The following is a 13,242-nucleotide window of genomic DNA, read 5'->3' as shown; positions in this document are numbered from 1 at the left end:
AGCTGATATTATTTTGAACATTTAATTCATTCTACTACGAATCAAGACAATTTTATAAAAAAGAGTTTGACCCGACGGTTTGGTTTTGACGTCCATGTCAAAACCAAACCTGCGAGTTTTAAAGCTTTGCAAACTATTTTGCTTTAAAACGTCGCTTCTGTGTGGAACCACGGGCGTCCACGCCCTGATTTTTAGTATTCTTGATTAAATCAGTGCTACGAGTTTAAAAACTCCTATTTATGTCGGTGTAGTAGTTTTTAAACATCGTTTTACATTGTTCTGAGTTTTGCCGTCCGTGGCAAAATGAAACCTATTGAGTTTGAAAACTTCCTATTATAAAAGAGCCCGACACGGCGCAAGGGCGAAGTTTTAGAAATTCGCTTTACTTCGCCTACGAGTTTAAAAGCTTCAATTTTACAGTTTTGTGTTGATGCTTTTAAACATCGTGTGGAATTTTGCAAGGGCGAAGTTTTAGAAATTCGCTTTAACTTCGCCAATGAGTTTTGCAACGGTGAGTAAGTTTACCATAGGAATGCTTAAATCCACAGTCCCTTATTGTTGATACTCCGATTTTTATAACAGAACCTTAATTACAAAACGCTACACGAGGGCTTCAAATTTGAAAACTCCTGTTATAAAAAAGCTGTAAAGCCTCATTCATATGTAATCTGTGAACAGGAACCATGAGGCATTACACAGTTTATTAATTACTCTTCATCTTTTTTCGGTGTTGATAATTTGTTTACAGCCTGAGCAGCTCCTTTTGCAGCACGTGCATGCCGGTTCAAAAGCTGAAAAACGTTTTCTCAGCTTTTGTCGTAGTTATTCTCATTTTTTTCATGTCAATAACCAGTGAATATTTCACCCCTAAAGGGGGTTAATTTTGCAATGAAAATTGCACCCCTTAACACATCGAGTTATCCTGCTTTTGCATCTTTAAGTAAGAATTCATAAATCAAGTCAATAACTACTTGAGGCAGGTCTCCGGTTCGTCCAACCGTATCGGTTCGGTATATATCATCGAGCGGTACAATCGGATAGAATTCATCATGTATTAAAGCGCGTATACCATGCTTTTGGGAAATCAATACATTTACCATTGTGCCTGCGCCGAATTTATTCTGCTCAATTTTAAACAAATGGTTTTTGATTGAGATGGTAGAGCCGCTTGAAAGTTTGCGCGTAATAACCGATGACAACAGTTTATCAAGATCGAGTGTTTTTGGCGTCGGTACAAACATTGAATATGAATCGCAGGCAGGAACACCAAACTGTTTGTTGAAAATACCGATATACTCTTTTAAGAATTGATTTGCTTGCTCTATGGTTGTAATTCCGCGTCGTGCAAATTCAACAGGGAGTCGGCTTTGTAAAGTTTGCCATAATCGCTCAACACGTCCTTTTGCTTGTGATGAATGAGCCGGGAACATATCGATTCCTAAGTACTTGATAATTTTGCCGAATTGTGTTACTTGTTCCTTGGTTCCTTGTAATTGCTCCTCAATGGATAACTGTTTTTTTGCATTAACAAAAAAAAACGCTACACTTATCCGGATAAAGAGCGGCAGGGAGTCCGTAATTTTCGAGTGTCTGCCGCAGAACTTCTAAATATCCGAGCAGGCACTCGTTTTTGCATAAATAAAGACCGGTAATCATTCCGCGTGCATCATCAATAAAAGCATGTAATGCGGATTTTTCTTTCCCGCCGAACCAAGGAAACGGGGTTGCGTCCACTTGCAACAGCTCTCCGAAGCAAGCTCTTCTCTCGCGCGTTTTATGCACCTTCTTTCGTGTTCGTCTTTTCTTTGGTGAACAAATTCCATGTGATAACAGAATACGGCGCAGAGTCGAATATGACAGCTGCAATTGATATTCTTCAGTTACTATTTCATGAAAATGCAAAAAATTGCTTTTTGACAATGCGGGATCGCTTCGCAGCGCAAGTAATCGCTGCTCAATTTCTTTCGAGGTCTTCTTTGCAGAGGGACGCTGACTGTTGCCATGCAGCATTGCGACTGCACCCTTTTCTTTGAACGCCTTTTTTAATTGCTGTACGCGTCTTCGTGAAAGGTTTAATCGAAGCGCAGCCTGTTGTACCGTACATCTCCCCTCTAGGCAGTTGGCAATAACATGTCCTCGTGTAATTTGATCAATGCTCATAAATAATTTCATTCCTCCAGTTTAGTGTAACAAGTCAATAATTTCACCTCGGTAAAATATAGGGGCGAAATATTCATTGAAAACTTATAGGGGTGAAATTATCACAGATTAAAGACAAATTCTCATTTTTTTCATTGACAAAATCTAAGCTCATGATGTATACTACTTTCAGTTAGTTGAATAAAATCTTCAGGGCAGGGTGTAAGTCCCTACCGGTGGTAAAGCCCACGAGCCGCAAGGTATGATTCGGTGAAACTCCGAAGCCGACAGTATAGTCTGGATGAAAGAAGATCGTATGATACAAAATAGACTTGTTTTGTATAAAGATGCTCTGGAATGTGTTTGCATTTCAGAGTTTTTTTATTATGCTGATGTTTTTTCATACTCCTTTTTTGCCCTGAACATTTTGTTCGGGGCTTTTTTTTGGAGGTAAAAAAATTGAATGATTGTGAATATATGCGCACCGCTTTGCAGTTTGCAAAAAAGGGCGCAGGTTGGACAAGTCCAAATCCGATGGTAGGCGCAGTCATTGTTAAAAACGGCAAAATCATCGGCTCCGGATTCCATGAAAGATACGGGGAGCCTCATGCCGAACGGAATGCACTACGATCTTGTACAGAAACTCCCGCCGGCGCAACACTGTATGTAACACTTGAACCCTGCTGCCATCACGGAAAACAGCCGCCCTGTGTTGATGCGGTTTTGGAATCAGGCATCACGCGAGTGGTAATCGGGTCTGCCGATCCTAATCCGCTTGTCGGCGGGAAGGGTGTTCGCCGTTTAAAAGAAAGCGGCATAGAAGTTTCGGAAAACATTCTGAAAGAAGAGTGCGACCGTTTAAACGAGGTGTTTTTCCATTATATTCAAACCAAACGTCCCTTTGTGGTTATGAAATACGCAATGACAATGGACGGAAAAATCGCAGCGGTTACCGGAAACTCCAAGTGGATCACAGAAGAAAAAGCAAGGGAGCACGTACACCTGCAAAGGCATCGCTACACGGCGATTATGGTCGGCGTAGGAACGGTGCTTGCCGATGACCCTTTACTAACCTGCCGAATAAAAGACGGAAAAAATCCTATCCGCATCATCTGCGATACGAACCTCCGCACACCTTTATCCGCTCAAATAATTAGAACCGCAAAAAAAGTGCCGACCATTATTGCAACCTGTTGCACCGAAAAAGAAAAACAGCTTGCCTATCTGCATGCAGGGTGCAGGATTTTAACTGTACCAGAAAAAAACGGGCGGGTTGATTTGCAAAACCTGATGCCCATGCTGGGAGAAGAAAAAATTGACAGTTTGCTGCTGGAAGGCGGCGGCACCTTAAACTGGGCAGCATTGGAAAGCGGCATTGTGCAAAAAGTCCACGCATACATAGCCCCAAAATTACTTGGCGGACAATCTGCTAAAACACCGGTTGAAGGAATCGGATTCCATTCTCCGGACTCTTCGGTACGTTTAATAAACAGCAGCATAACTCAATTAGGAGAAGATTTTTTAATTGAAAGTGAGGTTGACAAACATGTTTACAGGAATTGTTGAAGAGGTTGGAACAATAAAACAAATTACACGCGGGACGCATTCTGCGGTGCTGACCATAGAAGCAAAACTTGTTTTAGATGATTTAAAAATCGGCGATAGTGTGGCGGTAAACGGAATTTGTTTAACGGCAACTGCTTGCAGCCCACAGGGTTTTACCGCCGATGTAATGCACGAAACGCTCAATCGGTCTGCCTTAGCGGGATTACGGCAGGGTTCACGCATTAATTTGGAGCGGGCGATGCCGGCAAACGGACGATTCGGCGGGCATATTGTTTCGGGACATGTTGACGGTGTGGGAAAAATTCTGCAAATCACACGCGATGATACGGCAGCTTGGTATAGCATCCAAACCGCTCCATCCATCCTGCGGTATATTGTGGAAAAAGGCTCTATCACCATTGACGGAATCAGTTTAACGGTTGCGAGCACCTCAGCCGATTCCTTTTCCATTTCCGCAATTCCGCACACGATAGCAGTAACCACCCTATCGGAGCGGCACATAGGAGATTCGGTGAATTTGGAAACTGATATCATCGGAAAATATGTTGAAAAACTGCTTTTTCCTGCCGCAGCGGAAAAAACGGAAACCAAACTGACAAAAGATTTTTTGTCTCGGTACGGATTTTTAGTATGAAAAAATTTTTATATAGGAGGGAAACATTTTTTGATAACTCGATCTGTTTTTAATGCGTTTTATATAAATTGTAAAAAATTTTATAAAAAAGAGTTCAACACGGCACAAGGGTGGGCAATTTACCATAGTGGTTCTGAATCCGCAAGCCGTTATGAACAGCATACCAGTAAGTTAATTACAAAACGCTACAGGAGAAAAAAAATACACAGGCCGTCTAAAATAGCGCCGGCCTATGTATTTGACGAGTTTTAAAACACTTGGAAAAACTTGTGTTTTAAAACATCGCTGATTGTATGTAGTTTGTAAGACTTGAAAGTTTTCTTTGTCTTACAAACTACGGGCTAAAAACTTTTTTCGGAATCTGATCCGCATTCCGCGGTAGCGGATAGCACGATCAATTTCCTTGCAGAACAGAGGCGAATGCCTCTGATGATTCCTCAAAAATTTTTATATAGGAGTGAATGATGTTTGAATTTAACACGGTGGAAGAATCGCTTGATGAGTTGCGAAAGGGTAAAATCATTTTGGTAACCGATGATCCTGATCGCGAAAACGAAGGCGACTTTATTTGTGCAGCTGAATTTGCCACAACCGAAAATATTAATTTTATGGCAACTCACGGCAAAGGACTTATCTGTATGCCCATGTCTGAAGCGCTGGTGCATAAATTACAGATTCCGCAAATGGTACGGCATAATACTGACAATCACGAAACAGCTTTTACCGTTTCGATTGATCACGTATCTACCAGAACGGGAATTTCCGCCGCAGAGCGATCCGTAACGGCACTGCACTGTGTTGCGGATAATGCAAAGCCGGAAGACTTTCGCAGACCAGGTCATATGTTTCCCCTGCTTGCAAAAAAGAACGGCGTGCTTGAGCGCAACGGACATACCGAAGCAACTGTTGACCTGTGTCGTTTGGCAGGATTAAAAGAATGCGGCCTTTGCTGCGAAATTATGCGCGAAGACGGCACAATGATGCGCCAGCCTGAACTTATGGAGCTCGCAAAAAAATGGAATATCAAATGTATCACAATAAAAGATTTACAGAATTATCGCAAATGCCATGAGAAACTGGTAAACCGGGTAACCGTAACAAAAATGCCGACGCGTTACGGAAACTTTGTTGCATACGGCTATGTTAATTTGCTGAACGGAGAACATCACGTCGCATTGGTAAAGGGAACACTCGGAGACGGCAAAAATGTCCTTACCCGAGTCCATTCCGAATGCTTAACCGGCGACACCTTCGGTTCCCTTCGCTGTGATTGCGGAGAACAGCTTGCCTCCGCCATGTCTCAAATTGAAGAAGAGGGGCGCGGTATTTTACTTTACATGCGGCAGGAAGGGCGCGGTATCGGACTCATCAATAAATTAAAAGCCTACGAACTGCAAGAGCAAGGCATGGATACCTTGGAAGCAAACCTCGCACTCGGCTTCGCGGGAGACCAACGAGAATATTATATCGGCGCGCAAATCTTAAGAGATTTAGGTGTAAAAAGTATACGATTGCTGACAAACAATCCGGATAAAGTGTATCAACTTTCCGAGTTCGGTATGGAGATTGCGGAACGCGTACCGATTCAGGTTGGGACAACTCAATATTCTTTGCGCTATCTTAAAACAAAGCAGGAGCGCATGGGACATATTTTAAGTTTTTAATTACGAGGAGATTTTACGATGAAAACATTTGAAGGAAAATTAGTATCAAAAAAAATCAGGGTGGGAATCGTCGCCGCACGCTTTAACGAATTTATTACCGCAAAATTATTAAGCGGAGCGATGGACGGACTTATCCGCCACGAAGTACGGGAAGATGACATTTCGGTAGCTTGGGTGCCCGGCGCTTTTGAAATCCCGATCATTGCATCAAAGATGGCAAAAAGCGGAAAGTATGATGCGATCATTTGCCTCGGGGCGGTTATCCGCGGCAGCACCACGCATTATGATTACGTATGCAATGAAGTGTCAAAAGGGATTGCTTCAATCTCTTTGGCAACCGGAACACCTGTCATGTTCGGAGTCCTCACCACGGAAAACATTGAGCAAGCAATCGAACGCGCCGGCACCAAAGCGGGCAACAAAGGATACGACTGCGCTTTAGGTGCAATTGAAATGGTCAACCTCATTCGCGAAATTGAAGCGTAAAGATTGCAAAACAATTTTTCTTCCCCGACCTGCCCGTATGTGGAGTGTCGGGGGTCAGTACAGAGTTTTATAATCGATTTTTATGGCGGCGGGGCATTTTGCCTATGGTAAACTTACCCACCGTTGCAAAACTCATTGGTGAAGTTAAAGCGAATTTCTAAAACTTCGCCCTTGCAAAATTCCACACGATGTTTAAAAGCATCAACACAAAACTATAAAATTGAAGCTTTTAAACTCGTAGGCGAAGTAAAGCGAATTTCTAAAACTTCGCCCTTGCAAAATTCCACACGATGTTTAAAAGCATCAACACAAAACTGTAAAATTGAAGCTTTTAAACTCGTAGGCGAAGTAAAGCGAATTTCTAAAACTTCGCCCTTGCGCCGTGTCGGGCTCTTTTTATATAAATTTTTTATGTTTCATAATTAGATGAATTAAAGAAACAGTAGGCTGCCGGTAAAGTTATAAATAGAGCAAATGTAAAAATTTTGTTTTGGTAAACAGGGGTATTGTATCGCTTTTCCGATTAGCAAAAATTTTTCCTTGCATTTTGATGATTTCCGTGTTTAAATAATATAGAATATTTTTAATTTATGCAGGTGACGGTGTGAAGCAGAGCAGACGGATGCTGTTCGCCTTTTTTCTTTTTTATGCGAGTTTGGGCGCATTGGCGCAAGAGTCTATTCCTTATAGTACCTACTACATACAGAATTTTGCATCGGGAGAAAGTTTTTCTTCTCCCGGTAATGAAAAAAGCGGACAAAGTATTACAATTAGTGCGGCTCAGTATGCGCAGGTGTCGGAAAGCGGTACCGCGCAAAAGGCGGGCGGCGTTTTGCAGATGGACGAGGACAGTTGGGCGGAGTATCGGGTGTATTTGCCCAAAGAAGGCGGGTATACTATTGCGCTTACCTATGTTGCGGGCGCAGGTACGGGCGGAGCTTTGCAGCGATCCGTTTTGATTAACGGGGCTGTTCCGTTTAAGGAGGCGGGAACGTTGCGCTTTCCGCGTCTTTGGAATGATGTGAGCAGGGATTATAAGCAGGTAAAGGGTAATCAGCCGTTTCCCTCACAGAAGGAACTGTTCCAACGCCAAACAGTGGTTTGCTGCGATCCGCTTGGCTATACGCTTGAGCCTTTTATGTTTTATTTTCAGAAAGGCGAAAATACGATCAGACTGAATGCGCTGCGCGAAGGGATGTTGCTGGAAGAATTGCGCATAGAGGCGGCGGAAAAGCTTCCATTATACGCGGCGTATTACGATGAAGCGGTAAAGGCGGGATTTCAGCCGGCGGATATTGAGCCGATAAAAATACAGGCGGAGGATACGGCGGCAAAGTCAAGTCAGGGCATATATCCGATTAACGACAGAACGTCGCCTCTTTCCGAACCGTATGATCCCTCGTATATTATTTTAAATACTGTAGGCGGAGAATCGTGGAGCGAGGTCGGGGACTTTATCAGTTGGAAACTGCAAGTGCCGAAGACGGGTTTGTATCGGGTGGGCTTCCGTTTTAAGCAGTCCTTTTTGCGCGGTTTGTATGCAACCCGGCGGCTGCGAGTGAACGGACATATTCCGTTTACCGAAGCGGACGATTTGCGTTTTTATTATGATACCTCGTTTCAGTTTGCGTATTTGGGCAGCGGCGGTGCCGAGCCGCACGAATACTGGCTTTTGCTGCAAGAAGGCGATAATACTCTGACCTTAGAAGTTTCGCTTGGAAAGCTGGGCTCTATTTTGCAGCGTTTGGAGCGGGAAACAGCGGTTTTAAATGAGCTGTATCGAAAGATAATTTCTATTACCGGCTCTTCCCCCGATGTGTACCGCGATTATCAGTTGTACACAAGAGTGAGCGACTTGCGGGAAACGGTGCAAACTTCGACCGGTAATTTACAGTCGATTTTGGCTGACTTTATTGCGGAGATGGGACAAGAGAATGAGCGCACCGCGGGGATTGTGCGCATGCTCTCCGTGCTTAAAAATTTTGACGAAAATGAATCGCAGGTGGTGCAGTTTTTGGTTTCGTTTAAGGAAAGCATTACCGCAATGGGAAAGGCGGTAATGGATTTAACCAAGCAGCCGCTTGTGCTTGATTATATTATTGTGTCCGGAAAAAATGCGCCGCCCATTCAAGCGGAAGGTAATTTTTTCCAGTTTTTGGTGCATAAGGTTCGAGCCTTTTTTGGCTCTTTTACCAATGATTATACGGTGGCAAGCGGAAATACCGGCATTAAAGGAAAGAGCATTGATGTTTGGCTCAGTACCGGCAGGGATCAACTGGAAATTATCAGAAGGCTTATCAATGAAAGTTTTGAGCCGGTGTACGGCGTAAAGGTAAATTTAAAGCTTATCAATCCGGATATGCTTTTGCCCTCAACCTTTACCGGAAACGGGCCCGATGTTGCCATTCAGATTTCAAATACGGCGCCGGTCAATTTTGCTTTCCGCGATGCCGCATATGATTTAACAAACTTTCCCGATTTTGCCGAAACAATACAAGACTTTTTGCCCGCAGCACTGGACTCATTTTATTTTAACGGAGGCTGTTATGCCTTGCCCGACCAGATGAGTTTTCCCGTCATGTATTATCGCAAGGATATTTTCAATTCATTGAATCTTTCAGTGCCCGAAACATGGGAAGACTTGCTTGCCCTGATTCCCGATTTACAAAGAAACTATATGGAGGTTTATTTGGATACCGCCTCTCCCTTATCCTTGGGCGCTGCGGTGAGTATGGGAACAGGTGCGGCAATCAATAGTATTTTTTTATCGCGGTTGTACCAAACCGGCGGCGATATTTATACGCCTGACAGTACCGCATGCAGTTTTGACACAAAGACGGCATACGAAGCTTTTAAGTGGTGGACGCAGTTTTATACGTGGCATAACTTTCCGGTGGAAGCTGATTTTGTTACCCGCTTCCGGCTTGGCGAAGTGCCGATCGGTATGGTAGACCTTTCGACATATACACGGCTCAGTGTATCCGCTCCGGAGATTCGCGGCGATTGGTCAATTGCACCGGTACCCGGCACGCGGCAAAAAGACGGCAGCATTAGACGGGACACACCCTGCGTAACCGGCGCCGGCATGATTTTAAAGCGTACGGTGCTTGCAAAAGATACAGTGCAGGAAGCTTGGCAGTTTTTGCGTTGGTGGACAAACGGAGACACGCAGCAAAAGTTTGCGCGTTCAATGGAATCTATTTTAGGGCCGGCGGGAAGGTATCCTGTTGCAAGCTTAAAAGCATTTCACGCAATTCCTTGGCCGATTGAAGTTACAAAGGCGCTTAATGCAATGCTGAAAGATTTGCGCGGCATACCGCAGGTTCCCGGCGGATACATTACCGGCAGATATGTGCGGAATGCGTTTTTAACGGTGGTTACCAATTATGAAAATCCTGCCGATGTGCTTTTTGAAAACATACAGTTAATCAATGAGGAGATTCAAATAAAACGGGAAGAGTTCGGTTTGGATTCTCCGCAGAAAGGAACCGAACATGAGTAGATTGCAACGATTAAAAAAAGCAGTGCAAGAACATAAGACCTTGTATGCAATGATGTTTCCCTTTTTGTTTTTCTTTTTGCTTTTTACAATTATCCCGATTGTAATTTCGGTATATTTCAGTTTTACGCAATTCAATGTATTGCAGCCGCCTAAATTTATCGGCGTTGATAATTATACCAAACTTTTTCTCTCTGACCCGATATTTTTAAAAGCGGTAAAGAACACGTTTATTATGGCGCTTATCATCGGCCCCTTCGGATATATTTTTTCGTTTTTAATGGCATGGCTAATCAATGAATTACCGCGTGGGCTCAGGACAGTGTTCACGGTAATTTTTTATGCACCCTCAATATCGGGCAATGCGTATATGATTTTTTTGCTTATCTTTTCAGGCGATGCGTATGGATATTTAAATGCGAAGCTGCTTAGCTGGGGCATTCTTAAAGAGCCGATGCTTTGGTTGCAAAATGAAAAATACATGATGAGCATTGTGATTCTGGTTTCTCTGTGGATGAGTTTGGGAGTCGGCTTTCTTTCGTTTATAGCGGGGCTGCAAGGGGTTGATAGATCGCAATACGAGGCTGCCGAAATTGACGGTGTGCGCAACCGCTGGCAAGAACTTTGGTTTATTACGCTGCCGAATATGAAGCCGCAGCTTTTGTTCGGAGCTGTTATGTCCGTTACCGGATCGCTTGCGGTTGCCGATGTAACTGTTGCGCTTACGGGCTTTCCGTCGCCGAATTATGCAACGCATACAATTATCAACCATCTTAATGATTACGGAATTATCCGCCTTGAGATGGGCTACGCATCGGCGATAGCGGTGTTGTTATTTTTCTTAATGCTCGGCTTAAATAATTTAGTACAGAAAATGCTGAGGAAGGTTGGAACATGAGACAGTCAAAAGAAAAACCGGTGCTTTCCGCAACCGCACGGCGGCGAATGCTGAAAGCATCGATAGTTAATTTTTTTACAAACAAGCATAGCAATCGCAGTGTTGCAGGCAGTGTGCTGCTTTTGCTTTTTTTAGTACTCTTTGCATTACTCTCTTTATTTCCTGTTTTGTTTATGATTAACAATGCCTTTAAGCCCATCAATGAGCTTTTTATTTTTCCGCCGAAACTTTTTGTCATGCAGCCCACGCTTGGAAACTTTGCCGACCTTTTTGAAATATTTGCCAATTCGCTGGTGCCTCTTTTACGGTATTTTTTTAACACGCTTTTTATTGTGCTTGTCGGCTCCTTTGGGTATATTTTTCTTGCCTCAATGGCAGCATTCCCGCTTGCAAAATTTCAGTTCCCCGGCAACGCACTTATTTCAAAAATCATTGTGATGGCATTAATGTTTTCTCCTTCGGTAACGGCGGTACCGAGTTATGTTATTATGGCAAAGCTCGGCTTCATCGATACCTATTGGTCGATTATTTTTCCTGCCTTTGCGCTTCCGCTCGGACTCTTTTTAATGAGTAACTTTATGAGTCAGGTTCCAAACGCACTTATTGATGCGGCAAAGGTTGACGGAGCAGGCTATATGAAAATGCTTTGGACAATTGTAATGCCCGCCGTAAAGCCCGCATGGATTACCTTGTTTATTATTTCATTTCAAGGGCTTTGGGGAACAACGGGCACCAATTATATTTACAAAGAGAGTATAAAACCGATTGCGGCAATGCTATCTCAAATTGCGGCAAGCGGAAGTGCAATAGCCAGAGCGGGTGCACTTGCGGCGGCTTCTCTTTTAATGTTTATTATACCGGTTACTGTTTTTATTATTTCGCAGTCAAACGTATTGCAGACAATGGTAACATCGGGGATAAAGGATTAAGCTTGTGAAAAGATTCCGTTTTTTATGTATTCCGATTTTATTATTGAGCGGTTTTTGTTTTGCAGATCCGATACGGGAAGGCTCCTCAAATTATATTTATTCAGAGTTTCGGCAAGTGCTTCCCGCTCCTCCCGCTTATGTGCATCGCAATTCCATCACCGCAAAAGATATCCCGCAAACTGAGAACCTTGCTCACTTATGCAATGTCTGTGTTTCGGATTCCGCAATCTATGTGCTTTGCGCAGAACAGTTAATTATTTTTAATAAAAATTTTGAGTTTCAAAAACGAATAATCGAGTATACGGATGTTGACGGAGCAGTACAGCCGCTACGGCACTGCTCCGGAATGTTTGTAACAAAAGCGGAAGACTATTATATTGCGCAAGCGGAAGAAGGCAGAATACTGCATTTTAACGCCGACGGTTCTTTAAAAAGAATTCTTGCGCGCCCGAAAATTTACGGATTTGAAAATGTGCTGTACCGCCCTTCAAAACTTGTTGTTGATAACTCGGGAAGAATCTATGTTGTTGCAAAGGGCATGTACGAAGGTATTGTCGAGCTGAATTCAGACGGAAGCTTTTCTAAATTTTTCGGTGTGAATAAGGTTTCGTTTTCTCCGGTTGAGTTGATTTGGCGGAGACTGGCAACAGCCGAACAGCGCAGGCGGCAATCGCTGTGGCTGCCGACTGATTTTTCAAACCTTTGCATCAGCCATGAAGGATTTATATTTGCAACCATTCAAGGAAAAGATGAAAAGCAGAGAGTTAAAAAACTGAATGCAAAGGGTGAAAATATTTTACGCATAACAAGTAAGCAATATCCCGAAGGCGACCTTGATATACGAGTTAATCGGCAGGCATACGGAATCCCCACCGGCAAAACTGAATTCATTGCAGTCGATTCAAACGAAAGCGGAGTTTTTATTCTATTAGATTCTATTCGCTCGCGTGTGTTTGCATATAACGAAGACGGAACTCTTTTATTTATTTTCGGAGGACTTGGAGATCAAGCAGGTTATTTTCAAAATCCGGTTGACCTCAGTTTTGACGGAGATAAAATTATTGTGCTTGATGCTCTTTCGCAATCAATCGAAGTATTTGAACCAACCGAGTACGGCAAGGTTTTAAACGAGGCGGTGTTTCATCAATACAATTTTAATCACACCGAGTCAATGAAAAAATGGCAGGAAGTGCTGCATTATAATCATAACTTTCCGCTTGCCTATTCGGGAATGGGCAGAGCGTATTTACGGCAAGGAGCCTATGCGCAATCCCTTGAATATTTGCAGCTTGGCGGAGACAGAGTGTATTACAGGGCACCTCTAAAAACCTATTTTTTAGTGTACCTATTTATTATTTTAGTAGCTTTTTTATAAATTGTCTAGTGTAAAACTTGGATTCTTTATCTTAGTTCTCTTACTTTTCCAT

Annotated in this window: 10 protein-coding genes and 1 riboswitch; of the genes, 8 read left to right on the top strand and 2 right to left on the bottom strand. The window is 43.1% G+C overall.

The genetic code is table 11. From position 1 onward, the window contains the following. Positions 1 to 917: 917 nt before the first annotated feature. On the bottom strand, positions 918 to 1,430 hold the full coding sequence (locus FUT79_RS04490) for a hypothetical protein (RefSeq protein ID WP_148884194.1): 513 nt from the start codon (positions 1,428 to 1,430) through the stop codon (positions 918 to 920). Positions 1,431 to 1,524: 94 nt separating this feature from the next. Further along, positions 1,525 to 2,172 carry a helix-turn-helix domain-containing protein gene (locus FUT79_RS04485; RefSeq protein WP_148889320.1) on the bottom strand — a complete coding sequence of 216 codons (648 nt, stop codon included), beginning with the start codon at positions 2,170 to 2,172 and terminating at the stop codon, positions 1,525 to 1,527. A 169-nt stretch (positions 2,173 to 2,341) separates the two neighbouring features. Next, positions 2,342 to 2,456: riboswitch (FMN riboswitch) on the top strand. A gap of 142 nt (positions 2,457 to 2,598) precedes the next feature. On the opposite strand from FUT79_RS04485, the gene ribD reads away from it, so the two are divergent. The 8 genes from ribD (at position 2,599) to FUT79_RS04440 (ending at position 13,190) form a co-directional block, all read left to right on the top strand. Beyond that, positions 2,599 to 3,705: a bifunctional diaminohydroxyphosphoribosylaminopyrimidine deaminase/5-amino-6-(5-phosphoribosylamino)uracil reductase RibD gene (ribD, locus tag FUT79_RS04480; protein ID WP_024752331.1), complete on the top strand. Its 1,107-nt coding sequence runs from the start codon at positions 2,599 to 2,601 to the stop codon at positions 3,703 to 3,705. Then, positions 3,686 to 4,339 carry a riboflavin synthase gene (locus FUT79_RS04475; protein ID WP_002701061.1) on the top strand — a complete coding sequence of 218 codons (654 nt, stop codon included), beginning with the start codon at positions 3,686 to 3,688 and terminating at the stop codon, positions 4,337 to 4,339. Before ribD ends, FUT79_RS04475 begins: the two co-directional genes overlap by 20 nt. Positions 4,340 to 4,800: 461 nt before the next feature. Then, positions 4,801 to 6,003, top strand: coding sequence for a bifunctional 3,4-dihydroxy-2-butanone-4-phosphate synthase/GTP cyclohydrolase II (locus FUT79_RS04465; protein ID WP_197071904.1), 1,203 nt, complete (start codon positions 4,801 to 4,803; stop codon positions 6,001 to 6,003). Positions 6,004 to 6,021: 18 nt separating this feature from the next. Further along, positions 6,022 to 6,489, top strand: a complete 468-nt coding sequence (ribH, locus tag FUT79_RS04460) for a 6,7-dimethyl-8-ribityllumazine synthase (protein ID WP_044635038.1) — start codon at positions 6,022 to 6,024, stop codon at positions 6,487 to 6,489. Between the two features lie 604 nt (positions 6,490 to 7,093). Then, the gene (locus FUT79_RS04455; protein WP_148879860.1) at positions 7,094 to 9,991 is read left to right on the top strand and encodes an extracellular solute-binding protein; all 2,898 of its coding nucleotides are present in this window, start codon (positions 7,094 to 7,096) and stop codon (positions 9,989 to 9,991) included. Then, positions 9,984 to 10,886 (top strand): carbohydrate ABC transporter permease, encoded by a 903-nt coding sequence (locus tag FUT79_RS04450; protein ID WP_002701055.1) that lies wholly within the window; start codon positions 9,984 to 9,986, stop codon positions 10,884 to 10,886. The genes FUT79_RS04455 and FUT79_RS04450 overlap by 8 nt, the downstream gene beginning before the upstream one ends. Continuing rightward, positions 10,883 to 11,815, top strand: a complete 933-nt coding sequence (locus tag FUT79_RS04445) for a carbohydrate ABC transporter permease (protein WP_002701053.1) — start codon at positions 10,883 to 10,885, stop codon at positions 11,813 to 11,815. Before FUT79_RS04450 ends, FUT79_RS04445 begins: the two co-directional genes overlap by 4 nt. 4 nt (positions 11,816 to 11,819) lie before the next feature. Beyond that, positions 11,820 to 13,190: an NHL repeat-containing protein gene (locus tag FUT79_RS04440; RefSeq protein ID WP_148889318.1), complete on the top strand. Its 1,371-nt coding sequence runs from the start codon at positions 11,820 to 11,822 to the stop codon at positions 13,188 to 13,190. Positions 13,191 to 13,242 lie beyond the last annotated feature (52 nt).

This window comes from Treponema phagedenis (assembly GCF_008153345.1).
GTDB lineage: Bacteria > Spirochaetota > Spirochaetia > Treponematales > Treponemataceae > Treponema > Treponema phagedenis.
Note: the sequence above shows the minus strand (reverse complement) of the source record. Positions and strands in the feature narration are given on the sequence as shown.

Excerpts from the sequence above, each read along its gene's own strand:
- FUT79_RS04490 (WP_148884194.1), bottom strand. The coding sequence starts at position 1,430 with ATGTTCCCGGCTCATTCATCACAAGCAAAAGGACGTGTTGAGCGATTA.
- FUT79_RS04485 (WP_148889320.1), bottom strand. The coding sequence starts at position 2,172 with ATGAAATTATTTATGAGCATTGATCAAATTACACGAGGACATGTTATT.
- FUT79_RS04475 (WP_002701061.1), top strand. The coding sequence starts at position 3,686 with ATGTTTACAGGAATTGTTGAAGAGGTTGGAACAATAAAACAAATTACA.
- FUT79_RS04465 (WP_197071904.1), top strand. The coding sequence starts at position 4,801 with ATGATGTTTGAATTTAACACGGTGGAAGAATCGCTTGATGAGTTGCGA.
- ribH (WP_044635038.1), top strand. The coding sequence starts at position 6,022 with ATGAAAACATTTGAAGGAAAATTAGTATCAAAAAAAATCAGGGTGGGA.
- FUT79_RS04450 (WP_002701055.1), top strand. The coding sequence starts at position 9,984 with ATGAGTAGATTGCAACGATTAAAAAAAGCAGTGCAAGAACATAAGACC.
- FUT79_RS04445 (WP_002701053.1), top strand. The coding sequence starts at position 10,883 with ATGAGACAGTCAAAAGAAAAACCGGTGCTTTCCGCAACCGCACGGCGG.